Genomic DNA, 23,836 nt, shown 5'->3' on the forward strand with positions numbered 1-23,836 from the left:
GCCAAGTTGGGAAACGTGCCGCGTCTGGAACGCACGAGCTTGAGCCCGTATCGTCCACCAGACCCCGGCGGCAGCGGAGACGCCGCCTACAAGGCCACTGATGAGCCCACTCAGCAGGACTCCGAACCACGTATCAGATGGGACCATGGAATTGACTCTACTTCACGATGGGATCGGTCCGAAGCGACTCCGGTGGAAACACGAACCCGCATGGCATAGGCACCGTCCAGCCTCGGAGAGAATTACTTCCAGTCTTAGATTTGCCCTTACCTGAACACCTCCGAGACGTGCCGTGTTCTGATACTATATCCGTATGGTGTCGATATTAACCACGCTCCTAGGCGTATTCTTGGGGATTCTAGCAACTTTGACTCTTGACTTCTTGAAGCCTCTAAGACATCGCCTCTCATCAAAGGGAATCGATTCGCTCAAAGTCCCACCGGTGACGGTCGTTTCGGAAACCGATCTTGATGTCATTTATGCTGGGCATCCAGATTGGATCGCCACAAGGTACTGGATTGCGCGATTGCCGACCGATCTTCCGCACGGTGGAAGAGGTGCCTACCGACACTGGGTGATATCTCAAGGAGGATTCGACAAGGGATACTCCGTCGTCATGGTCAACATAGTGGCTGAGAGCGACGCAACTGTAGTTATTCGACCACCGCTAATTGACGTTACCTCGGTGGTTTCCTTAGAGGAACCGGGCGTAGAGCTCGTTCGAACTGTTGGAGGCGCTGAAACGCGGCCTCGTGCGTTTGAGGTCCATCTTGACTCGCATCCTGAAGTTGTCAAGCTAGTCGCGGGTGATGACCGCGATGCCACACTCACCTACACGTGGAATATGAGAAGAGGTGACGTTGAGACGTTTCTTATTAGAGTTATGGTTCACGCTCCTGGAGTTTGGAAATGGCGGGCAAGGGTTCCCGCACTCACCAATGGCAGGATGCACTACTTCGAGGTAAATGATGATGGGCACGATTTCACCACCGTCGGATCGGATACCAAGGTGTCATCAGAATGGGTTCGCGACGAGAGTGGATGGGTAAGGAGAGGATCAGAAAGATGACGCCAAAGGTTCAAGCCCGCAGGGTTGGCATCATGATGAACGGAGAATCGGTATTCTATCCGTTCTTTACGCTGAGCGTAAATCCAGACGGCGGAATCATGGTCACGATGACATCAATCGACCACCATTCTTGGCAAACCTGGGGTAGGGAGCTTCCCGTGCCAGCATTGGGGCTCAGTCAGCGTGTGGAGTGGGGGCCGCAGAGTGCGGCTAAACCTGCTCCAAAATTGCACTATCACCGAAGTGGTTTCGTTTCAGTGCAAGCGTCAGGGAAGAGGCGCGTTGCTCGTCAGTGCTTGCCCCTCGAGGACATTGATAAGGCGCAGATCTTCAGCGTGATGCGGAGGGATCCAGCAGATCTGAAAGCGATAGGTATTCGTCCCAACGACTCATATATCGTGTCGCATGATGGATGGCCTGCAGCGGTATGGTGCGCTGGCATAGTATACAGACGAGACTTAATCCCGCACCTCGAAGAGGATATTGAGTCAACACAGTCTCGAGGGATTGTTCGTGGTCGCATTGCGGAATTGTGTATAGATCTTTCTGGACATCACCTTGACGGTGTTCTGATTCTTCGGTTCGAGTTCCTTTTCCAGTCGATTGCTGGCGCAGCAAAAGGCTCAGTGATTGGTTTCTGCAGTCGGGGAGAAGAGCCCAGCCAAGCTGTCGGTGCATGCACGTCTGATGGATACCCAGCTCCCATCTTGATAAATGAGCACAATTACCCGCAGTTTCCACGTGCGAAAGATCAGCGAACCAGGGATAGAAGGCACTCTGACAGAATACCTGGACGCGGCCCAGAATATCTTGATTGGTTTTAGCTAAGAGGGTGTAGGACTCCTTCGGGCCTTGCAAGCGCATTCGGCATCGTCGACATACAGGATGGCACGTGGAGCTTGCTGAAATTGGGCCCGGGACCACGTGGGTGTAGACCTCGGGGACCGTGTCCCGTCCACCCGAGAGGCGACCCGGATCGACGACTGCTCTAAGCAGAGCCCGGATGCAACCAACAGGCAGCCGAGTGGGACGCCACGCGAAGGGGTCGCGTGCCGACTCCGTGTCCGGTACTGACCATGAAAGTTGACCTCGCTGGTACTCCCCTGGGAGCAAGGGACAGGATCAAGCGTGCGCCCACTCAACCAGCGCCTCGCGGACCGCGTCCGACAGGCTACGATGCTCGCGACTGGCCCGCGCCATCACGGCCTCGAGTTCGGACTCGCTCAGGCACACCATGACCGCACGCGTCGGCTCGTCAGTCCTGGCCGGCCTGCCGGGAGACCGGAACGTCGCGCCCGGGAACCCCTCCTCGGCGTTCTTGACGAGGCGTGCGATCACCTCCTCGGTGATCTCCACACCCTCGATCTCTCCATAGGATCCATTGACCGGCTCTGCAGTGGTCTTGCTCATGTTGACCTCGTCTGGATCGCATCCTCCTCGGACACGCCGTGCTTCAATGCACCGGGATGGGCCTTCATGCCGACTCTGGTAGGAGCACGTCGCGAATGTAGGCGGACCGGGTCTTGCGCGCGGCGGCCGCTCTTTCATCCACCTCGGCCAACTCATCAGGAGTGAGCCGGACGGCCACCACCTGGGACGGCTGCGCGCCACGCCCCGGTCTGCCGCGTCCACGTCGACGGAGCTTCTCGACGTCGTACCCGGCTTCAGCCTCAGCTGCCCATTCGGCGATCTGGTCCTCGGAGACCTGACGGCCGCTGATCGTCTCCTTCATGGGAATATCGTAATACGCCTCGAATGAGGAGACCCGCCGCCGGGCGGACCGCACAGGTCCAGTTCTGGTCGGAGCTACTCCGAGGGCGTGTAGGAAGTTGGTTCGTCTATTCACCAACTTACTACACCCTCGGCTCCATGATCAGCGCCGGAGCTTTGCTACATCCCGGTCCGTACTCGAGCCCGGATTCAGCAATGCTCAGGATGAGCCTGGGCGTACCCGAGCTCACATCTGGCGCAGTGGCGTCAGCTGGAGCTAACATGTAGGCTGATGTCATCTATAGCTGACATCACTCCCAATGTCATCTGGAGCTGACATTCAGGTCATTCCCGAGTCCAAGGAGGCACGATCCGTGGAGATCTCCAGTGCATCCGATGCCGGCGCCATCCTCCGGACCGCCCGCCTTGAGAAGGGCATGACCCAGCAGCAGCTGGCCGATATGCTCCACGTCACACGCCAGTGGGTGGCCAACGTCGAGGTCGGCGCGCCGACCGCCCGTCTCGGGCTGGTCATCGACGCCCTCCGCTGTGTCGACGTGCTCCTGGAGACCAGGAACGACGATTCCCAGGCGCTCCTCGATCAGATCCGGAGCAATCTCGGATGACTGACGTGCTCGATGTCTACCTGAACAGCCGACTCACGGGCCGACTCAATCGCGATACCGACGGATCTGTCAGCTTCGACTACGTCGATTCCACTGACCCGACACCCCTGTCATTGTCAATGCCGAAGGGGGCTTCCCACCACTCCCCCGACGTGACGATGCCATGGCTGGACAATCTGCTTCCCGACAACGACGAGGTGCGCCGGAGATGGGCCACAGAGTTCGGTGAACGGCGCGCCACCCCGTTCAACCTGCTGCGTCACATGGGTGCCGACTGTGCGGGCGCGGTCCAGGTGGTACCCGCCGGCGAGATCCCTGGCCAGGACGGGGCGCTCACCGGACCGTCAGAGACTGAGATCGCTTCTCACATCCGTACCCTTAGGGCCGACGACGCGGCATGGGACTTCGAGGAGCGCGGTGGCCGATGGTCACTCGGCGGGCAGCAGGGCAAGTTCGCCCTCGCCCGCATGGAGGATGGCTGGTTCCTGCCATCCGGACGTGCCGCCAGCACCCATATCGTCAAGGTCGGAATCGCCGCCGTCCCGGATTCCGACATCGCCGAGTTCGTCACGATGCGGACCGCAGCACTGCTCGGGCTGCCCGTACCGACGGTCGAGTACGCCCAGTTCGGCGATCAGGCGGTGCTGGTGGCCGAGCGCTTCGACCGCCTCAAGATGAACGAGGACGTGCGAAGGCTGCATCAGGAGGACCTCTGCCAGGCCATGGGACTGTGGCGTTCGAGCAAGTACCAGTCGGACGGTGGCCCGTCCTCCTCGGACGTCGTCGAGTTCCTGGAACGCACCCTCGACCCACGCGACCGGGACCGCGGGATCCACGACTTCGCCCGCGCCCTGGTCTTCAACTGGATCCTCGCGGGGACAGACGCCCATGCCAAGAACTATGCGCTCCTGCACCTCGGCAGCCGAACCATCCTCGCCCCGTTCTATGACCTCATCTCCACGGCGCTCCTATGGCCAGCGAAGCAGGTTCACTTCGAGGGCCGCCTCGCAATGAAGTTCGGCGGGGAGTACAGGCTCCGCAGGGTCGACCTCGGCCGCTGCGCGAAGGCAGCCTCAGAGCTGCGGGTCCCCGAGGAGTTCCTGGTCGGCATCACCAAGGACTACCTGACCCGGATCCCCGATGCCGTCGCCACAGCTCTGAAAGATCTCTCTGATTCAGTTGCCGACTCCACACGTGCTCGGATGCAGGACGCCATGGCCGAACGCCTCACTCAGGTCAATCCCGCCTGAGGTTCTTCTCACCAGGGTCTTGCGTCCGGGCCCACACCGTGCCACACTTCTGCTTAAACGTTAAACTGTTTAATCGTTAAAGCACAGCCGGAGAAACCAACCACGGAGCAACCAACGGAGGTCGCAATGCCCAAGCCCGTGACCCTCAAGGCGGTGGCCGCCCGCGTCGGCGTGACCCCCGCCGCGGCGTCCATGGCGCTCAAGGGCAGCCCACGCATCAGCGAGGCCACCCGTGAGGCCGTCGAGCTCGCCGCCAAGGAGCTCGGGTACGTCCCCAACGCCGCCGGCCGCAACCTCCGCAACCGCCACGCCGGAGCCATCGCCCTGGTGGTCCCCAACTCCTCTGTCCACGTCTTCAGCCACCAGTACTTCATGCACGTCCTCTCGGGCATGACGATCCCGGCGGCCGCCCACGACGCCCAGGTCATCGTCTCCACCAACGCCGAGACCGCCTCGGGAGACATGGCCTACGAGCGGATCATCCGTTCCCAGGCGGCTGACGGCATCATCTCCACCAGCTCCTCGATCGACGACGAGTACATCCACAGCCTGGTCGGAACCGGCCTACCCGTCGTCCTGCTCGGCAACTACCCCGACCTGCCCGACGCCGTCACCATCTGGATCGACGACACCGCCGCCTCCCGCCAGATCACCGAGCACCTCATCGCCGACCACGGCTGCCAACGCCTCCTCCACGTCGCCGGCAGCCTCGACCACCAGACCGGCATCGACCGGCGCCAGGGCTTCCTCGACGCCGCCGCATCCGCCGGCATCGAGACGGCCGACGTCATCGAGGGCGACATGAACGAGGAGTCCGGCGCCGCAGCGATGCGCACCGCGATCGTCGACGGCGCCCTCCCCTACGACGGCATCGTCTTCGCCAACGACGACATGGCCGTCGGGGCGCTGCCCGTCCTGCGCGACGCCGGGATCCGGATCCCAGAGGACGTCCGCATCACCGGTTTCGACGACTTCGGCGTCGCGCGCCTGACAACCCCCGACATCACCACCATCCGGGTGCCCGCCCAGGAGATCGCCGGCATCGCCGCCGAGACCCTCTTCGACCTCATCGCGAACGGACGCCACGACAACTCATCCCAGCGGCTGCCGGTCTCGACCACCTACCGGCACTCCTGCGGATGCACCCCCGACAACGCCTGACCCAGCAAGAAACCCCTGTAATGCCCGTTGCAAAGGAGCAATCCATCATGAGAAAAGCACGTTCACTCGCCGCCGCAGGGCTCGCCGCCCTGCTGGCCCTCACCGGCACCGCATGTTCGGGATCCGGTGACGGATCCTCACAGGGCGGCGGCCAGGTCACCCTGAAGCTGTGGACCGGATTCACCGGAGGGGACCGGCCCGGCTACGACACCATCGTCAAGGACTTCGAGAAGTCCCACCCCAACATCAAGATCGAGAGCACCGTCCAGCCCTGGGACACATCCAGCAGAAGCTGCCCTCGGCCTGGCTCACCGGCCAGGGGCCCGACATCGCGGCCGTCAGCTCCGACCCGAACGCGGTGGCCCAGTACGTCAAGACCAACTCCGTGCTACCGATCACCAACACCGGCTCGGGAGACACGAAGATCAACACCGACGCCTTCGCCCCCGGCATCGTCAAGGAGTTCACCTACAACGGCAAGCTCTACGGCGTCCCCGCCAACTTCGCCACCCTGAGCCTCTACTACAACAAGACCCTCTTCAAGAACGCCGGGATCGCCAATCCCCCGACCACCGTCGCCGAGATGAAGCAGGACGCCAAGAAGCTCACCACCGGCGGCAAGTACGGCATCGCCCTGGCCGACAACAACACCATTCAGATGTGGCCCATCCTCCAGTGGCTGGAGGGCGGCGACATCGTCAACTCCAAGAACTGCAGCGTCCTGCAGACCACCGAGGGCCAGAAGAGCCTCACCGACTGGACGAACCTCGTCGTCAAGGACAAGGTGAGCCCGGTCGGGCTGACCGGCGCCGAGGCCGACTCGCTGTTCTCCGCCGGCAAGGCCGCGATGGAGATGAACGGCCCCTGGGCCGCCCCCGGCTACAAGTCGGCCGGCGTCGATTTCGGCATCGTCAAGATCCCCACCGGCGTCGACGGCAAGTCCGCCACCCTCGGATCCGTCGCCCCGCTGTCGATCTCCGCGAAGACCAAGCACCCCAAGGAGGCCCAGGAGTTCCTGGCCTTCTGGACGGGCAAGACCACCCAGAAGAAGTTCTCCCTGCAGACCGGATTCCCGCCGGTGCGCACCGATCTGGTCGACGACGCCGAGCTCAAGGCCAACCAGACCGTCGCCGTCTTCCAGAGCCAGACCGCCGACTCCCGGATGTACCTGCCCCAGGTGCCCAGCGCCACGAAGGTCGACTCCGACGCCTACGTGCCGCTCATCGGCAACATCACCAGGGGCAAGTCGCTGGCCTCCGAGACCGCCACGGCCGCCAAGACCATCAACTCGCTGACCGGGTGCCAGCAGTGAGTGCCCAGGCCTCCGTCCGGGCGGGCGAGCCGCACACCGGGACCGGGGCCCCCACGCCGAGCCGCGCCGGGGTCACCGCCCCGGCGCGGCGCCGGCGGGCACGCCATTTCCAGCCGGCGTGGCTGTTCATGGCCCCCTCCCTCATCATCCTCGGGGTCTTCGTCATCTATCCGATGCTCCGCTCGCTCCAGTACAGCTTCTACAACTGGACCGTCGGCGCCGTCTCCCAGGAATTCGCCGGCGCCGCCAATTACGTCAAGCTCTTCCACGACAAGCAGTTCTGGAATGCGCTTCGGGTCACCCTGGAACTCACCGTCGTCTCCGTCGTCCTGCTCATCGTGCTCGGCCTGGCCGCAGGCCTTCTGCTGCAGCGCAACACCTGGGCCCATCGGATCGTGCGCAGCGCATTCTTCTTCCCCACCGTTGTCGCCCTGTCGACCATGGGCATCGTCTGGCGATTCCTCCTCGACCCCGACATCGGCATCATCGGCGGGCTCTTCTCCGCCCTCGGGCTGCCGCGGGTGGCATGGCTGCAGAGCGAGCACCTCGCCCTGCCCACGGTGATCTTCGTCTACATCTGGAAGTACGTGGGCTACGCCATGATCCTGCTTCTGGGCGGCCTCAACGCCGTCCCCCGGGAGCGCTACGAGGCGGCCCAGCTGGACCGCGCCTCCAGGTGGCAGACGCTGCGCTACATCACCCTTCCGGGGATCCGCCCCACCATGCTGTTCACCTCGCTGATCCTCACGATCCAGTCCTTCGAGGTCTTCGATCTGGTCTACGCCATGACCACCGGCGGGCCGGTGTTCCACACCGACACCCTGGTCAACATGCTGTACCGGGTCGGCTTCACCAATTTCGAGACCGGATACGCGTCGGCCATCTCATGGGTTCTGTTCATCATCATCCTGGCCGTATCGCTGCTTCAGCTGAAGTTCTTCCGGTACGACGACGTCGACTGAGAGGCGCGCCATGACCATCAGTCTGAAATCTCCTGCTCCGAGCGGTTCAGCTCCGGTCCGACGCCGGCATCTCACCGGTACGACACTCAAATGGATCTACCTGGGAATCGGCCTCCTGGCGACCCTCGTCCCCTTCCTGTGGATGGTGTCGGGATCCTTCCGCACCGAGAAGGACCTGTACGGGAATCCGGCGAGCCTCATTCCCTCGAGCCCGTTCCTGCACGGATACACCGATGTGTGGAGTCAGCTGCCCTTCGGCCGGCTCTTCCTCAACTCGGTGATCTTCACCGTCGTCACCACCCTGCTCACCCTGTTCTTCGACTCGATGTGCGCCTACGCGCTGGCCAGGATCAGGTTCAAGGGCCGCAATGTGGTGTTCATCATCATCATCGCGACGCTCATGATCCCCTTCCAGGTGACGCTGGTCCCCGTCTTCGACGAGCTGTACCACTTCGGCTGGCTCAACACCTATCAGGGGCTCATCATCCCCAGGGCGACCAGCGCCTTCGGCATCTTCCTGTTCCGTCAGTTCTTCATCGACATCCCGCCCGAGCTCGACGAGGCGGCCCGCGTCGACGGCGCCAATCACTGGACGATCTACTCGCGGCTCATCCTGCCGCAGGCCAAGCCGGCGATCGCCACCGTCGCCCTCATGAACGGGATGAACCTGTGGAACGATCTGCTGTGGCCCCTGGTGGTCTCCTCCTCCACCGAGATGCAGACCCTTCCCGCGGGCCTCACGCTGTTCGGCGGGCAGCATGTCACCGACCACGCCGTGCTTCTCGCCGGCTCCACAATGTCCATGATTCCCATCGCGCTGCTGTTCTTCTTCCTCCAGAAGTACTTCGTCGCCGGAATCGCCACGACAGGACTCAAATAGTGCCTCGACCACACCCCCTCACACCCGCACCAGACGGCGCGCCACTCGATCGCGGCACGGGCCGCCCGTTCGCCCCCGGGAGCTTCACCTGGCTGCTGGGCATCGAGGACACCTGCGTCTACCCGCGCCCGGGATTCGGCATGAATCCGCTGGACGAGCTCGCCCTGACCGGGCACCGGGAGGACTGGCGCGCCGATCTCGAGACGGCCAGGGCGCTGGGAGCCCAGGCGATCCGATACGGGGCCGACTGGCCGCTGGTCGCCACCGCACCCGGCGTCTACGACTGGAGCTCCCTGAACGAGCGGGTCGCCTACGCCCACTCCCTGGGGCTGTCGATCGTGGCGGACCTCGTCCACTACGGGACGCCGAAGTGGCTCGACGGATCCTTCGCCGACCCCGACTATCCCGAGGCCGTCGCCGACTTCGCCGCCGCCTACGCGGCCCACTTCGCGGGAGTCGCAGACCACATCACACCCTTCAACGAACCCCTCACCACGGCCTCGTTCTGCGGGATGCGGGGAGTCTGGCCCCCGGGGCTGTCCGGCTGGGAGGGCTGGGCGAAGGTCGTCGTCAACATCTGCGACGGCATCCAGCGCTCGGTGCGCCGGATCCGGGCAGCCAACCCTGACGCCGTCATCGTCCACGTCGAGGCGTCGAGCCTGTACTCGGCCGGATCACCCGACCTTGCGGCCGAGGCCAGCTGGCTCAATCGTCTCGGCATGCTCCCCACCGACCTGGTGCTGGGGCGGGTGAGACCGGGCTCGAGCAACTATCGCTGGCTGTGCGAGCACGGGGCGGACGCCGCGCAGCTCCATCGGCTCGCCGACGGCGGCGTCGACCTGGACATGATGGGGGTCAACTACTACCCCGACCTCCCCCCGCGCCTGCTGCAACCCGCCGAGGACGGCTCCCGGCAGATCGCGACCAATGCCTGGGCCGACGGGCTCGAGGAGTCGTTGCACCGATTCGCCGGCCGGTACGGGCTACCGATCGTGATCACCGAGACCAGCATCGAGGGCTCCGACGAGCTGCGGTCCTCCTGGATCGCGGCGTCGATCGAGCGGATCCGCTCCCTCGTCGACCAGGGCATGGATATCCGAGGATGGACGTGGTGGCCGCTCACCGACTTCGTCGACTGGTCCTATGCCTCCGGCGGACGTAACGTCGAGGAGTTCGCGATCCCCGACGACCTCGTCGACCGGCGGACCGCCGCCGACGGCCTGGACCCCTATCTGAGGCGCATGGGCCTGGTCCGTCTGGAGGAGGGCCCCGACCATCGGATGGCACGGGTCCCCACGCCGGCCGCCGACCGCTACCACGACGTCGCCTCCACCTCCGACCCTCACGACGACGCCGCCGCTCTCCCCCAAGGATCCTGATGATGACCGACGCACCGATCGCCAGCCGGCAGGACGGCAGCTACCCGCGGCCCCAACTGATGCGCGGGCGCTGGGCCGATCTGTCCGGCCCCTGGCAGTTCCTGTTCGATGACGGAGACGTCGGGGAGCATCGCCGGTGGCAGGCCCGCTGGCCCGACGATTCGGACCAGATCGTGGTGCCCCTCCCGCCGGAATCCCCGGCGTCGGGGATCGGCGAGACCGGCTACCACCGCGTCGTCTGGTACCGCCGCGTGGTCACAGCCGAGGAACGGCGTCGGGGAGGATCCACCGGAGACGGCCGCACCCTGCTGCACTTCGGAGCGGTCGACTACCGGGCCACCGTGTGGATCGACGGGCAGCCGGCGGGCCGCCACGAGGGCGGCCACGCCCCCTTCACCCTCGACATCACGGACCTGGTGAGCGACGAGGGCGACCTGTCGGTCGTCGTGCGGGCCGAGGACGACCCGCTCGACGCCGCCCAGCCGCGCGGCAAGCAGGACTGGCAAGCCGATCCCCATGTGGTGTGGTACCACCGCACCACCGGGATCTGGCAGCCGGTGTGGCTGGAGGGCGTACCCGACCTGCACATCGAGCAGGTCCACTGGACCACCGACGCGGCCAGCCCGCTCGTCACGGCATCCGTGCGGCTCTCGCACCGCCCGGCCGCACCGGTCCCGGTGAGCGTGGAGCTGTTCTTCGACGGCAGGCCGCTGGCGGAGATCCGCACCACCGCCGTCGAACGCGAGACCACGATCGCCGTCGAGATCCCCCTGCTGCGCAACGGGCAGGCCGTCCAGGACCTCACCTGGTCCCCGGATCACCCGCGGCTCCTCGACGCGAGGGTGCACGCGGGTACCGACCTCGTCTCGTCATACTTCGGGATCACCAGCACCCGGGCCCGTCACGGGGCCTTCCTGCTCAACGGCCTCCCCTGCTACCTGCGGTCCGTCCTCGACCAGGGCTACTGGCCGCAGAGTCATCTGGCGGCCCCCTCCGCCGAGGCCCTGCGAACCGATGTGGAGCTCATGAGGTCGATGGGCTTCAACGCCGTCCGACTCCACCAGGAGTACGAGGATCCGCGGTTCCTCTACTGGGCCGACAGGCTGGGCCTCATGGTGTGGGCCGAGGCGCCGGCCGCCTACGCCTTCACGCCGCTCGCCGTGATGCGCACCGTCGCCGAGTGGCAGGAGGCGGTCGACCGCGACTACTCCCACCCGTCGATCATCACCTGGGTGCCCGTCAACGAGAGCTGGGGCGTGCAGTCCATCGCCTCCGACCCCGCCCAGCGGCACTTCGTCGACGCGCTGGTGCACCTCACCAAGGCCCTGGACCCGACCCGACCGGTGATCGGCAACGACGGCTGGGAGCAGGTGGACACCGACATCGTCACGATCCACGACTACGACGCGGATCCCGACCGCCTGGCCGACCGGTACAGCGAACCCGAACTGCTGCGAGCGGCCGTCGCCGGGATCGGGCCGGCGGGCAGGGTGTCGGTGCTCGCCGGGGACACCGACGGGCTGCCGGTGATGCTCACCGAGTTCGGAGGGATCTCCTTCGATCCCGAGAACCAGGGCTGGGGGTACACCTCCGCATCGGATCCCGAGGAGTACTGGCGGCTGCTGTCAGGGATCCTGGCGGCGGTGACGGGCGCCTCCGGGCTCGCCGGGTTCTGCTACACGCAGTTCGCCGACACCCGTCAGGAGACCAACGGCCTCCTGACCCCCGACCGCACCCCGAAGTTGCCCGTCGAGGAGATCCGGGCCATGGTCACCGGCCACTGAACCCGTCGGCCCGGGAGAGCGTGTAGGAAGTGTGGGCGTCTTGAGCCTGTTGCTACACGCTCTGTCGGATCAGGGCTCCGACAGCCTCAGGACTGCTTGAGAGCCGGAGCCAGGGCGTCCTTCAGCGAGGTGGTGGGGTGCCCGATGAGCTTCGAGAGTGTGCCGGGGTGCTCGTCGAAGAGCTCGCCCTCCTTGATGGCCAGATCGGTGGATGTGGCGAAGCCGATCCCGAACTCCGGGACCCCGGCGGCCTTGAGGATCTGCTCGTGCTCCTCGGCGCTCACGTTCTTCAGCGCCACCGGCTTACCGGTGAGCTCGGCGATGACGTTCGCGAGGTCTCCGTAGGTGAAGGACTCGTCGCCGCTCAGCTCGTAAACGGCGTCATCGGCGGACTCAGCGCTGATCACAGCCGCCGCGGCCTCGGCGAAGTCCTTGCGGGTGGCCGAGGAGATCCGGCCCGCGCCGGCGCTGGTCAGCAGCGTCCCGGTCTCGGCGGCCTGCTGCGCCTGGGGGATGAAGTTCTCGGTGTACCAGCCGTTGCGCAGCAGACCGACCTTGATCGGGGCGGCGGCCAGCAGCTTCTCGGTCTCCTTGTGCTCGGGAGCGACGGCGATGATCGAGGCCTCATCCGTGTGCAGGAAGCTCGTGTAGGCGATGAACTCGACGCCGGCGGCCACCGCGGCGTCGATGACGGCCTTGTGCTGGGGGATTCGCTGACCGACGGCGTTGCCCGAGATGAACAGGAGCCGATCGACGCCCTTGAGAGACGGCTCGAGAGTCTCCGGCTTGTCGTAGTCGAAGAGGCGCACATCGATACCGCGGGCGGCCAGGCCGGCCGCCTTCTGGGTGTCGCGGGCCAGGGCGACGATCTCGCCGGCCGGGACGCCGCGCCCCAGCAGTGAGTCGATGACGAGGCCGCCGAGCTGGCCGGTGGCGCCTGCGATGGCGATGGTCATGGGTGAGTCCTTTCCCGGCTGGCGATCAGCCGTTTTCCCAGTCCTACACGTGACGCGTCACCTATTTCAACGATTCGGTCCACACGTTCGCCGTCAGCGCCGTGCGGGAATGCCCGTCTCAGCCCCGACCACAACCCGGACAACCCTCGATACCACCGGTATCGACGTCTGATACCATCGGTATCCGTTCGGCCCGGAACCGGTCCGGACGGATGATCGAGGAGCAGCCATGCAGATCGCCACCCACCCCGACTCGGCGGAGTCGACGGCCGGCCCCGTCCGGGACGACGCCCCGGGGGCAGCCTCCCCCGCCGACGCCCCGGACGCGCCCCTCCCCGGGCGCCGAAGCCACGACAGCGTCCGGGCGAAGATCCTGGAGGCCGCGGCCGCCAATTTCGAGGAGTTCGGCTACGCCGGCACCAACCTGCGCAAGATCGCCTCGGACGCCGGATTCACCAAGGGCGCGGTCTACTCGAACTTCGGCTCCAAGCCCGACCTGTTCTGCCAGGTCGCCACAGAGCGGATGAGCGGTGCCGGCGCCGACGTCTTCGCCTCCCTCACACCGGTCCTGGCCTCGGCGGCCGACCGCCATGAACTCGTCGTGGGCCTGGGCCGCGCGCTCACCCAGTCGCTGCTCGGCTACACCGCATGGGAGCTCATCATCGCCGAGTTCCGCGGCCTGGCGCGCACCGACCCGCAGGTCGCCGCCGGCTACACGGCCCTGAGCCGGGAACGGATCGACAGGCTCATCGAGCTGCTGGCCACCAGCCCGCTGCTCGCCGAACTGGCCGATCCCGATCTGCGCAGCCTCGCCGCCGGTGCGCTGGGCCTGCTCAACGTCATGGCCGTCGACCACATCGCGGCCCCCGAGGTCTACACCGAGGCCTTCATCACCGAGATCGTCACCCACGCCGTCGAAGGCCTCATCCGGTGAGCCCCCGCCATGCAGCCGCCGCACCGGCAACCCTCAGCCCCTCCGACCTGAACGCCCCTGACGCCTCCAGATCCGGCCTCGTTCTCCACGCCCGCGGCCTCACGGCGTCCGGATCCCACGGGGTGATCTTCGGGCCCGTCGATCTGGACCTCTCCCCCCGCCAGCTCACCGTCATCCACGGCCCCAAGGGCACCGGGAAGTCCGCCCTGCTGCTGGCCCTGACCGGCCGCTTCCGCAAGACCCGCGGCACCCTGATCATCGACGGGGTCGACGCCATCGCCGACCCCTACCACGCCATCCGGCGCACCAGCGTCGCCACCATCGGCAACTACGTCCAGCCGGAGGACCGCCTCACCCTGGCCGAGTCGATCGCAGAGCGCGGCTACCTCGACTCGGTCCCCCTGACCCACGCCGAGGACCGGATGCGCCGGATCGAGGAGCTCGTCGGCTACACCATCGAGCGCTCCACCGAGCTGGAGCAGCTCACCGCCATGGAACACGCCATCGCGTCGGTGGCCCTGGCCATGATCCGGCCCTCGAAGCTCATCGTCATCGACGACGCCGACGTCATGGTGCCCCACGCCGAGCAGAAGGAGCTCTTCGAGATCTTCCTGCGCATGACCGAACTCGACGACTCGGCCATCGTGGCCACCACCGTCGACGACGACATGGCCCCGCCCGGTTCCATCGACATCGCTCTGCCCGCACGCCACAGGGCCAAGGTGCACCCCATCAGCGGAGAGCAGGTGGCGGCCTCCCCCGCCACCCCCGACGCTTCCGCAGGCGGCGACCCGGCCCACGAACCCACCACCCAGGCCACAGAGGTGACCGATTCATGACTTCATTCCTGAGGCTCATCCAGTTCGAGTTCCGCCGATTCAAAGGCAAGTCGAAACTGGCGCTCATCTTCATTCTCGTCATCCCGCTGCTCTACGGCGGGGTCTACCTGCATGCCAACTGGGACCTGTACAACAACACCGACCAGGTGAAGATCGCCGTGGTGAACCACGACAGGCCGGCCTCCTACGCCGGAGCCACCGTCGACGGCGGGGCGGCATTCGAGCAGGCCCTGAAGAAGCAGGGCACCTTCGACTGGCAGTTCCTGGGCACCGACGACGACAAGGCTGATGAGGGGCTGCGCAAGGGCGACTACTACATGGTCATCGAGGTGCCCTCGAATTTCTCGAAGAACATCGTCAGCGCCGGCAACTTCAAACCGGCGCGGGCCAGCCTGCGGCTGCACCGCGACGACGCCAACGGGTTCATCATCGGCCTGCTCACCTCCCAGGTGGACAACGCCGTCGGCAAGACCCTGGACGCCACCGTCTCCCAGACCTACTTCGACGCCCTCTTCGTCAACCTCGGCACCATCAAGTCGAGCCTGGGGACGGCCTCCTCCGGCGCCAAGACCCTCGACACGAACCTGGCCACCGCCACCAAGGGCGTCAAGACGATGAACAACTCGGTGCTCGGAGCCACCAAGAGCCTGTCGGGGCTGTCCACCGCCACCACCAAGAACGCCGACGCCCTGGCCAACATCGACGCCGCCTCGACGAAACTCTCGACCGCGATGACCCAGGCCAAGGGCGGCGTCAACACCATCTCCTCGGGCGCCGGCGATCTCACCGGCGACGCGAAGAAGATGACGTCGTCGACCGCCGCGCTGGCCGACAAGGCCGCCAAGGACTACCCGACCATCAAGGCCAAGGCCGCCAACCTCGTCACCGCTACCGGGAGGATGCAGAACTCCGGGACGATCCAGACCCAGACCGACATCAACGCCTCGCTCACCTCCCTGGCGTCCCTGGAGGCCTCCCATCCCGACCTGGCCAAGGACTCCGACTACGTCGCACTGCGCAAGCAGCTCAACGCCGCAGCCACCGCCAACACGACGGTGACCGCCAACGTCAACACCGTCGTCAACGCCTCCGCGGGGCTCAACCTCCAGCTCAACCAGTCCGACCTCGACACGCTGGCCGCCGACGCGAAGAAGGACGCCACCAACCTCAACGCCGACGCCGACAAGGTGAACAAGGGCGTCCAGCAGCTCAACAGCGCGATGAAGACGGCCGACGACGGCGTCCAGAACATCGACAAGGGGGTCAAACAGGCCACCAGCGCCGGACGCGACCTGCTGGCCGTCGCCCCCAAGGCCATCGACGGCGTCATGCAGCTGTCCAACGCGCTGGGGAGCCTCAACACCGCCATGCCGCAGCTGTCCAATGGCATGCACACCCTGGCGACCGGCCTGGACAAGGGCAACAAGCAGATCCCCGACCTGTCCGACAGACAGCGCACCAACCTGGCCGACGTCATGAGCTCGCCGGTCGACATCACCCAGACCGTCGACCACTCCGCGAAGTACTACGGACGCGGGCTGGCGCCGATGTTCCTGTCCATCGCGATGTGGATCGCCTGCATCTCGACCTTCCTGGTGGTGCGCACCGCCTCGGGGCGGTCACTGACCGGGCGGGCGAACTCGCTGAAGATCGCGATGATGGGATTCGGGCCGCTGGCCACCATCGGCCTGGCGGGCTCCTTCCTCATGGTCGCCGGGGTGTGGCTGCTGCTCGGCCTGGACCCCGTCCATCCCTGGCTGTTCATCGGCTTCGTCACCGTGACGTCCCTGGCGTGGATGGCGCTGGCGTACTGGATACGGCTGATCCTGGGATCCCCGCAGACGGCGGTCTTCCTCATTCTGCTGGTGCTCCAGTTACCGACCTGCGGCGGCACCTTCCCGGTGACGATGCTGCCGCCCTTCTACCAGAAGCTGTCGGTCATCATGCCGATGAAGTACTCCGTCGACACCTTCCGGGCGCTCATCTCGGGCGGTCAGATGTCGACGGTGGGGCTCGGGTTCGGCGTGCAGGCCGGGATCCTGGCCACCTCGATCGGGTTGATCGTCTGGCTGATCCGGCGGCACAAGATCTTCCGGATGCGTGACCTGCACCCGCCGATGGTGACCTCGACGACCACCGCCGACTACGCCTTCTCGGTGCGGCCGCGCTGAGCCGGGCGGCCGGGCCTGATGACCGTCGGGGCCGGGGACGGGGGAACGTGTCTGCGGCTCCGGCGGCCGTCGCACCCGGCCGACCGGCATGCCGGTGCCCGGCCTCCTCGAGGGGGGACCGGGCACCGGATCGTTCTGTTGTGCGATTCAGTTGTGATGTTCAGGTTCGGATGGGCCCATGGGCTCAGTCGGCGGCCTTCGCGTCAGTGCTCGTCTCGGCCTTCTGCTCCGAGGCGTCGGACTCGTCGGTGCCGACGGTCACGGCGCGGTGCTGGCCCTGGGTCACCTGGATCTTCTGCGGCTTGGCCTCCTCGGCCACCGGAATGGTGAGGACGAGCTCGCCGTCGGTGTAGTCGGCGGTGATCCTCGAGGCGTCGAGGCTGGAGTCCAGGCTCAACTGGCGGGCGAAGGAGCCGTAGCTGCGCTCGCGGGACACCCAGCCGGAGTGCTCGTCGTGCTTGACGTCGTTGGCCTTGCGCTCGGCGCGCACGGTGAGGACGTTGTCGTGGACGTCGATGTCGATGCTGCTGGGATCGACACCCGGCAGATCCATCCTGGCCACGAAGTCGTCGCCGTCGCGGTAGAGATCCATGGGCATCAGACGCGAGTCACCAGAAGCCATCTGAGCGAACTGGTCGAAGAAGCGATCCAGACCACGGAACGGGTTGTACTCAACAAGAGCCATCGTTGTTCCCCCTTCTCAGGCAGGCACCCGGAGTCTCCGGGTCACCACGAATGTTGACTTGTCGCAGCGATCGGGGCTCGGGAGGTTGCCCTCCCGGCGGCCCCTCTCGCCGTCACATACAGCACAACCACGTAGCCGGGGTGGTTATTCCAGACTTGAGCGAGAAAGACTCAACTTTTTTCGATCCACGCCCTCAACTTGACTGGACCTCGCTCATACCCCGTCCCACCGAGTCCCGGACCTCGCAGGTCACAAGGCCACGATGGGCCGGGAGATGAGGCCCGTCCCACCGTGTCCCGGACCTCACCCGCCCGCCCCGGCGGGGGATGTGTAGGAAGTGTGGGCGTCATTTCCCACACGTCCTACACACTCTCGGCAGTACTCCCGGTGATGTGAGCTCTCCGGTGGAGACGCAGGTCATCGTGGCACCGGACAGGACGGACAGAGCTGCATCTGGCCATCCCAGCCGCGGACCTGGAGCACCCAGGCGACCATGGCGGCCACCTCGCACGGCCTCACCGTGACATCGGCCCAGCCGAATCGCATGCTCTCGATACCTCGCAGAAGCAGTTCGGAGTCCCGCCAGGTGTCGTGATTCTCGCCCTCGCCGAAGTGGCCCACCAGCCCGTCGAGTTCCATTACCAGCTTGTACTGCTCGTAGATGACGTCGGTGAACTTGTGGGCCACCACTGACTTCTGCCGCACCCCCCGCGGCAGCCCGTGCGCCTTCTCCACGTCACGCAGGTATCGCACCTCCATCGAACTCTGCGCCCCGATCGACACCGCATCGATGCCCTCGAGGATGAGCCTCCGGTTCGGCAGGGTGGGTGCCCGGACGATCGCTGCTCGTAGCCGGTCGGGAGTCGTGCGGTAGTCACTGAGCGCCTTCGCCAGCCACCCGTTGATGTTGTCGGCCCCACCGGCCGCTGTGGACCATCCCGCGCACCCCGTCGCGGGTCATCCCGCCCTCCAGGGCCTGGAGCATCGTCACCACGTCGCACTGCTCCCCCGCGAAGATCAGCAGTGACCGGGGAGGTACCGTTCTGGCTTTCATGCCGGAGAGCCTGACCTCCGACACCCTCCGGTGGCCAGAGTCTGTCGGAGACGGGCAACACCCGACCCGGAACGGGCAACACTTTCGGGATCCGGGCAACACCTGGGACAACACCCTGTCTCTGGGCTGTCAGTCTCTTGTGCAAGCCACGTCTTCTGGGACGACCCCCCACAGAGCGTGTAGGAGATGTGGGCGTCATTTCCCACACGTCCTACACGCTCTCAGAGGTCCCCGTCCTCGACCGCCGGCAGCCGCGGCGCCGAAGCGCTACGCCCGTGACCCGGACCGCTACCGGCCGGAGAACACCGCCTCCACCTCGGGGACGGCGGCCCGGTAGCCGGCCAGCAGCTTCTTCGCGGAGGTCACGGAGTCGACCAGCGGGTGGATCGCCAGAGCCCGGATCGCCTCGGCCTCCGAACCGCTCTCGGCCGCGGAGATGATCCCCATCTCGCACTCCTTGACGGTGGCGGCCAGCCCGAGCATGTGGCCGGTGAGCTGCTCGGGTTCCAGCGCCACCGGCCCGGAGCCGTCGACCACGCAGGGCACCTCGACCACCGCGTCGGCGGGGAGCCCGGCCAGTGCCGAACCGTTGCGCACGTTGAGGATGATCGAGGCCCGCTCGCCGGCGCTGATGGCCCTCATGATCGCCACCGCAACGCCCTCGTAGCCGCCGGCGGCCATATCCGCCTCGTCGCGCTCCTCCCCCTCGGCCCGAGCCTCGGCCATGTAGCTCGCGTCGCGTCCGTGATGAGCCTCGACCCACACCCGGTAGGGATCATCTGAAGCTGCCGCGTCGCGGTAGAACTGGGCCTGAGTACGCCGCAGATACTCTCCCCTGGTCTCCGCGGCCCCCCGGATCGCGGCCACGGCGTCACGGTTGAAGTAGTAGTAGTAGAGGTACTCGTTGGGGATCGCACCGAGCATCCCGAGCCACTCGGGCCCGAAGAGACGGCCCTCCTCAGTGCCCTTCAGAAGGTCCGGCCGGGCCAGCAGATCTGGCAGCACGTCGCGGCTCTGGACGGTCAACGACTGCAGCCAGCCCAGATGGTTGAGCCCCGAGTAGCCGAAGCGGGTGGCGGCCGGATCCAGGCCCAGCGCCTGGGCGGCACGGCGCCCCAGGCCGATGGGGGAATCGCAGATCCCGATCACCCGGGGCCCCAGCACCTGCTGCATCGCCTGGGTGATCATGCCGGCCGGGTTGGTGAAGTTGATGACCCACGCACCCGGCGCCTCCTCGGCCACCACCCGGGCGATGCGCATCGCCTCGGGCAGGGTCCGCAGCCCGTAGATGAGTCCCCCGGCCCCGGTGGTCTCCTGGCCCAGCAGACCCATGTCCAGGGCGACCCGCTCGTCGCAGCAGCGCCCCTCCAGCCCGGAGACCCGGATCGCGGAGAAGACGAAATCGGCCCCCGCCACCGCCTCCGGCAGGGAGATCGTGGCGTGCAGGCTGGGAGCGCCGGGCCGCCCGGCCACCTGTCCGCGAAGCACCCGGACCATCGTGTCGAGGCGCTCGGAGCTGACATCATGGAGCCAGATCTCGTCGATGCGCGTGCCGTCCTCCGGGCCCATCTGGTCCAGGACGGCCCCGTGCACCAGCGGCACCCTGAACCCGCCGCCACCAAGGATCGCGAGCTTCATGCGACCACCACCTCAACCTGTCTGTCCGCGAGCATCTCCAGGGCCTCCTGTCCGGTCCGATGGTCGGTGACCACGGCGTCGAACCCCTCGACGCCGGTCACCTCCAGGGCACCCGCCCCGGGAAACTTGTCATGATCGGCCAGCAGCACGTGGCGCCCGGCGGCGCGCAGCATCGCGCGTTTCACCGGCACCTCCACCAGGCTGGTGTCCAGTACCTGGCCGCGCGCATTGACGCCGCTGGTCCCCAGGAAGGCGAGGTCCGCCGAGAGTTTCGACAGCACATCCTCGGCGATCACGCCGACCAGGCTGTGGTACGCCCGTCGCAGCACCCCGCCCACCAGGATCACCTCGGTGGCGGGATCGGGGCGCAGCTCGTCGAGCACCGTGAGGCTCGTCGTGACGACGGTCACCGCCCGGCCGCGCAGATGCCGGGCCAGCAGCCGGGTGGTGGTGCCGATGTCGATGATGACGACGTCGCCGTCGGCGACCATGGAGACCGCCCGCCTGGCGATGGCCTCCTTGGCGAGCCGGTTGTGCTCGGCCACCTCGACGAAGGGGGTGGCCTCGTCGGCATCGGTGCTGTCGGCGGAGCGCGCTCCCCCGCGCTCACGCACCACCTCGCCGCGGACCGCGAGATCGGCCAGGTCGCGTCGGATCGTCGAGGGACTGGCCCCGAGTCCTCGGGCGAGCTCGGCGACAGTGCAGATCTCATGACGGGCCAGCATGGCCTGGATCTGACCCTGCCTGATGGCCTTCATGCCACGCACCATAACATGCAGAATTGCGCAGAATCGCGCATTTCTCCCATACGTTGACTACTCTTGATCGCAGCGGCGTTCAGCCGGGCATCGCCGCCGGAGGTTCTCGCCACGGGTCCCAGGGAGGTCGGACATGACTCAGCAGGACGGCACTCCGTCGCCCCACAGGCCTGCCGACGTCGTGCTGACCGGCACAGTGTTCTGGGACCTCGTGATGACCGGCCTGCCCAGGATCCCCGGCAACGGCGAGGAGATCCGGGTGCGGCGGATGGCCACGGCCCCCGGCGGTGTCGCGAACCTGGCGATCGCCTCCGCCCGGCTGGGGCTGCGCACCGCCCTGGTCACCGAGATGGGCCGCGACATGGCGGGCCGGTTCTGCTGGTCGACCCTGGAGCAGGAGGGCGTCGATCTGTCGGCCTCGCGGATCCACGAGGGATGGACGACGCCGGTCACGGTCTCCATGACCCACGACGGCGACCGCAGGATGGTCACCCATCAGACTCCTCCCCCGGCCGGGCCCTCGACGGACGACGGTCTGACCACGGTCCCCTCTCCCCGCGCCGCCCTCATCGACCTCGACCAGCTCCACGGTGCCGACCAGACCCGCAGCTCCGGCCGCCTCTCGGACTGGGTGCGGCACGCCCACGACGCGGGCACCGTCGTGCTGGCCGACATCGGCTTCGACGAGACCGGGCGCTGGGACCCTGCGGTCCTCGACGGTCTTCGGCACTGCGACCTCTTCACCCCGAACGCCACCGAGGCCACGGGATTCACCCGCACCGCCACCGCCCGCGACGCCGCGCGCGCCCTGGCGGCACGGGTGCCGCTCGTGGTGGTCACCGACGGCCTCGACGGCGCCTGGGCCGTCGACTCGGCGGCCGGCACCGAGATCCATGCCGCCGCCGTGCCGGTTCCTCCCGAGGAGGTGGTCGACGCCACCGGGGCGGGCGACGTCTTCGACGCCGCCCTGGTCTGGGGAACCCTCGCCGGCTGGCCGCTGGACCGCCGGCTCGACCTGGCCTGCCTGTGCTCCAGCCTGGCGGTGCGCGGACTCACCGGATCGATGGGAGCCCCCGGCTGGGCCGAGATCGGAGCCTGGTGGCGCGGCGTCGCCGGCTCCGCGGCCGATCCGGACCTCGCAGATCGATTCGCCTTCCTGGACGAGTGCGAGCTGGACGCCCCGCCCCGCCTGCCCGCCCCGACGTCCATCGGCTGGAACCTGCCCGCCTGAACCCCTGCCCACCAGACACCCACCGGACCCGTACCCACAAGCCCATGCTCACGAGGAGAACGCGATGAAGCGCCGAGATTTCCTGACCATGTCCGCCGGACTCGCCCTGCTGGCCGGCTGCGCCCCCGGATCGGGCCAGTCCACGTCGACCGGCTCCGCCACCGCCCCGAGTGCCGTATCGATCGATCCGGCGAAGATCGGCAAGGCCACGCTGACGGTGTGGGACCAGGAGGTTCGCGGAGGCGGCAACTCCGAGCTGACCAAGCTCATCGCGAGCTTCCAGAAGGCCTACCCGGACATCACCATCAAGCGCGTCTCCCGGTCTTTCGACGATCTCACGAAGACATTGCGCCTGGCCCTGTCGGGAAATGATGCCCCCGACGTCATCCAGGCCAACAACACGCGGTCCCAGATGGGCGAGTTCGTCAAGGCGAAATACATCATCCCGCTGGACTCCTACGCCACCGCGTACAAGTGGAACGACCGCTACTCCGAGTCGCTGCGCGCCACCGCCTCCTACTCCGCCGACGCGAAGACCTTCGGCTCGGGCACCCTCTACGGCCTGCCCCAGATGGGCGAGGTGGTGGCGATCTACACCAACAAGTCCAAGCTCTCCTCGCTCGGCATCAAGAGCCCCTCGACCTGGGAGGAGTTCGAGGCCGCCCTCGCCAGGGCCAAGAGCTCCGGCGAGGTGCCGCTGGCCTTCGGCAATCTCGACAAGTGGCCCGCCATCCACATCCTGGGCGTCCTCCAGGGCCAGTACGAGCAGCCCGCCGCCGCCCGCAAACTCGGCTACGGCGACGCGGGTGCCAGCTGGACGAGCGAGGGCAACAGGAAGGCCCTGACGAAATTCCAGGAATAGGGTGACCAAGGGGTATTTCACCCCCGGTTTCAACGGCCTGGGATACGACCCGGCCTGGCAGCAGTTCAGCAAGGGCAAGGGGGTCTTCCTCATCGCCGGAACGTGGCTCGCCGCCGACCTGACCACCGCCATGAAGGACAACGTCGGATTCATCCTGCCGCCACCGGCCAAGGCAGGGGGCGTCTCCTACACCACGGGCGCGACGAGCCTCCCCTTCGCCATCACCGGCAAGTGCAAGAACCCGGATGCCGCCGCCGCATTCATCAACCACATCACCAGCTCCGAGGCCATGAAGGTCATCGCCGAGACCGGGAACCTGCCCGTCGTCGAGTCCGACAAGCAGAAGGCCCCGGACGCGCTCAGCAAGCAGCTCTTCGACGCCTTCGGAACCACTACGAAGAACGACGCCCTGCTGCCCTATCTCGACTGGGCGACCCCGACGATGAGCGACACCCTGGGAGCGGCCCTCCAGGACCTGCTGGCCAAGCGCGCCTCCGTCGACCAGACGGCTCAGACGATCCAGAAGGACTACGGCGACTTCACATCGAAGTGAGCCCCGGCGACGAGATGGTGAG

23 protein-coding genes are annotated in these 23,836 nt (G+C 66.5%); 15 read left to right on the forward strand and 8 right to left on the reverse strand.

Going from position 1 to position 23,836, the window contains the following annotated elements; translation table 11 throughout:
- The first annotated feature begins 313 nt into the window (after positions 1-313).
- The gene (locus JS278_RS15880) at positions 314-1,069 is read left to right on the forward strand and encodes a hypothetical protein (protein ID WP_147243212.1); all 756 of its coding nucleotides are present in this window, start codon (positions 314-316) and stop codon (positions 1,067-1,069) included.
- A 1,122-nt stretch (positions 1,070-2,191) separates the two neighbouring features.
- On the opposite strand, the gene JS278_RS12855 is transcribed toward JS278_RS15880, so the two are convergent.
- Complete coding sequence (locus JS278_RS12855) at positions 2,192-2,479, reverse strand: hypothetical protein (protein ID WP_114045537.1); 288 nt, start codon at positions 2,477-2,479, stop codon at positions 2,192-2,194.
- A gap of 64 nt (positions 2,480-2,543) precedes the next feature.
- Positions 2,544-2,801: a plasmid mobilization protein gene (locus JS278_RS12860; protein WP_181833731.1), complete on the reverse strand. Its 258-nt coding sequence runs from the start codon at positions 2,799-2,801 to the stop codon at positions 2,544-2,546.
- Positions 2,802-3,153: 352 nt separating this feature from the next.
- Between JS278_RS12860 and JS278_RS12865 the strand changes: the two genes are divergently transcribed.
- The 8 genes from JS278_RS12865 to JS278_RS12900 all read left to right on the forward strand — a co-directional run bounded on the left by JS278_RS12865 (position 3,154) and on the right by JS278_RS12900 (position 12,133).
- Positions 3,154-3,405: a helix-turn-helix transcriptional regulator gene (locus tag JS278_RS12865; RefSeq protein WP_114045538.1), complete on the forward strand. Its 252-nt coding sequence runs from the start codon at positions 3,154-3,156 to the stop codon at positions 3,403-3,405.
- Positions 3,402-4,655 (forward strand): type II toxin-antitoxin system HipA family toxin, encoded by a 1,254-nt coding sequence (locus tag JS278_RS12870; protein ID WP_114045539.1) that lies wholly within the window; start codon positions 3,402-3,404, stop codon positions 4,653-4,655. The genes JS278_RS12865 and JS278_RS12870 overlap by 4 nt, the downstream gene beginning before the upstream one ends.
- 126 nt (positions 4,656-4,781) lie before the next feature.
- Positions 4,782-5,816: a LacI family DNA-binding transcriptional regulator gene (locus tag JS278_RS12875; RefSeq protein WP_114045540.1), complete on the forward strand. Its 1,035-nt coding sequence runs from the start codon at positions 4,782-4,784 to the stop codon at positions 5,814-5,816.
- 169 nt (positions 5,817-5,985) lie between these two features.
- Entirely contained in the window at positions 5,986-7,128 is a 1,143-nt protein-coding gene (locus tag JS278_RS12880; RefSeq protein WP_220149970.1) for a sugar ABC transporter substrate-binding protein, read from the forward strand.
- On the forward strand, positions 7,116-8,090 hold the full coding sequence (locus tag JS278_RS12885) for a carbohydrate ABC transporter permease (RefSeq protein ID WP_220149971.1): 975 nt from the start codon (positions 7,116-7,118) through the stop codon (positions 8,088-8,090). The genes JS278_RS12880 and JS278_RS12885 overlap by 13 nt, the downstream gene beginning before the upstream one ends.
- Before the next feature lie 10 nt (positions 8,091-8,100).
- A complete protein-coding gene (locus JS278_RS12890) occupies positions 8,101-8,970 on the forward strand; it encodes a carbohydrate ABC transporter permease (protein WP_114045541.1) in 870 nt (289 codons plus the stop codon).
- A complete protein-coding gene (locus tag JS278_RS12895) occupies positions 8,970-10,349 on the forward strand; it encodes a glycoside hydrolase family protein (RefSeq protein ID WP_114045542.1) in 1,380 nt (459 codons plus the stop codon). Before JS278_RS12890 ends, JS278_RS12895 begins: the two co-directional genes overlap by 1 nt.
- A 2-nt stretch (positions 10,350-10,351) precedes the next feature.
- The gene (locus tag JS278_RS12900; protein ID WP_220149972.1) at positions 10,352-12,133 is read left to right on the forward strand and encodes a glycoside hydrolase family 2 protein; all 1,782 of its coding nucleotides are present in this window, start codon (positions 10,352-10,354) and stop codon (positions 12,131-12,133) included.
- Between the two features lie 86 nt (positions 12,134-12,219).
- On the opposite strand, the gene JS278_RS12905 is transcribed toward JS278_RS12900, so the two are convergent.
- On the reverse strand, positions 12,220-13,089 hold the full coding sequence (locus JS278_RS12905) for an SDR family oxidoreductase (protein ID WP_114045544.1): 870 nt from the start codon (positions 13,087-13,089) through the stop codon (positions 12,220-12,222).
- Positions 13,090-13,318: 229 nt separating this feature from the next.
- Here JS278_RS12905 and JS278_RS12910 point away from each other — a divergent pair, with 229 nt between their 5' ends.
- Genes JS278_RS12910 through JS278_RS12920 form a run of 3 tightly spaced genes read left to right on the forward strand, consistent with a single transcriptional unit; the run spans position 13,319 to position 17,033 of the window.
- A complete protein-coding gene (locus JS278_RS12910; RefSeq protein WP_114045545.1) occupies positions 13,319-14,023 on the forward strand; it encodes a TetR/AcrR family transcriptional regulator in 705 nt (234 codons plus the stop codon).
- 47 nt (positions 14,024-14,070) lie between these two features.
- Complete coding sequence (locus JS278_RS12915) at positions 14,071-14,862, forward strand: ATP-binding cassette domain-containing protein (RefSeq protein WP_114046330.1); 792 nt, start codon at positions 14,071-14,073, stop codon at positions 14,860-14,862.
- Positions 14,859-17,033 carry a YhgE/Pip family protein gene (locus JS278_RS12920; protein ID WP_114045546.1) on the forward strand — a complete coding sequence of 725 codons (2,175 nt, stop codon included), beginning with the start codon at positions 14,859-14,861 and terminating at the stop codon, positions 17,031-17,033. The genes JS278_RS12915 and JS278_RS12920 overlap by 4 nt, the downstream gene beginning before the upstream one ends.
- Positions 17,034-17,217: 184 nt before the next feature.
- On the opposite strand, the gene JS278_RS12925 is transcribed toward JS278_RS12920, so the two are convergent.
- From JS278_RS12925 to JS278_RS12945, 5 genes are all read right to left on the reverse strand, one after another.
- Positions 17,218-17,718 (reverse strand): Hsp20/alpha crystallin family protein, encoded by a 501-nt coding sequence (locus JS278_RS12925; protein WP_114045547.1) that lies wholly within the window; start codon positions 17,716-17,718, stop codon positions 17,218-17,220.
- A gap of 417 nt (positions 17,719-18,135) precedes the next feature.
- Positions 18,136-18,477 carry a DUF559 domain-containing protein gene (locus JS278_RS12930; protein ID WP_147243213.1) on the reverse strand — a complete coding sequence of 114 codons (342 nt, stop codon included), beginning with the start codon at positions 18,475-18,477 and terminating at the stop codon, positions 18,136-18,138.
- Positions 18,478-18,592: 115 nt separating this feature from the next.
- Positions 18,593-18,772 carry a hypothetical protein gene (locus JS278_RS12935; protein ID WP_147243214.1) on the reverse strand — a complete coding sequence of 60 codons (180 nt, stop codon included), beginning with the start codon at positions 18,770-18,772 and terminating at the stop codon, positions 18,593-18,595.
- Between the two features lie 288 nt (positions 18,773-19,060).
- A complete protein-coding gene (locus tag JS278_RS12940) occupies positions 19,061-20,410 on the reverse strand; it encodes a family 4 glycosyl hydrolase (protein WP_114045550.1) in 1,350 nt (449 codons plus the stop codon).
- Positions 20,407-21,168: a DeoR/GlpR family DNA-binding transcription regulator gene (locus JS278_RS12945; RefSeq protein WP_114045551.1), complete on the reverse strand. Its 762-nt coding sequence runs from the start codon at positions 21,166-21,168 to the stop codon at positions 20,407-20,409. Before JS278_RS12945 ends, JS278_RS12940 begins: the two co-directional genes overlap by 4 nt.
- 133 nt (positions 21,169-21,301) lie before the next feature.
- Here JS278_RS12945 and JS278_RS12950 point away from each other — a divergent pair, with 133 nt between their 5' ends.
- The 3 genes from JS278_RS12950 (at position 21,302) to JS278_RS16615 (ending at position 23,814) form a co-directional block, all read left to right on the forward strand.
- Positions 21,302-22,399: a carbohydrate kinase family protein gene (locus JS278_RS12950; RefSeq protein ID WP_114045552.1), complete on the forward strand. Its 1,098-nt coding sequence runs from the start codon at positions 21,302-21,304 to the stop codon at positions 22,397-22,399.
- Positions 22,400-22,463: 64 nt separating this feature from the next.
- The gene (locus JS278_RS16610) at positions 22,464-23,261 is read left to right on the forward strand and encodes an ABC transporter substrate-binding protein (protein ID WP_281269198.1); all 798 of its coding nucleotides are present in this window, start codon (positions 22,464-22,466) and stop codon (positions 23,259-23,261) included.
- 1 nt (position 23,262) lies between these two features.
- Complete coding sequence (locus JS278_RS16615; protein WP_281269199.1) at positions 23,263-23,814, forward strand: extracellular solute-binding protein; 552 nt, start codon at positions 23,263-23,265, stop codon at positions 23,812-23,814.
- The last annotated feature ends 22 nt before the right edge of the window (positions 23,815-23,836 follow it).

The organism is Acidipropionibacterium virtanenii, from assembly GCF_003325455.1.
GTDB classification, from domain to species: domain Bacteria; phylum Actinomycetota; class Actinomycetes; order Propionibacteriales; family Propionibacteriaceae; genus Acidipropionibacterium; species Acidipropionibacterium virtanenii.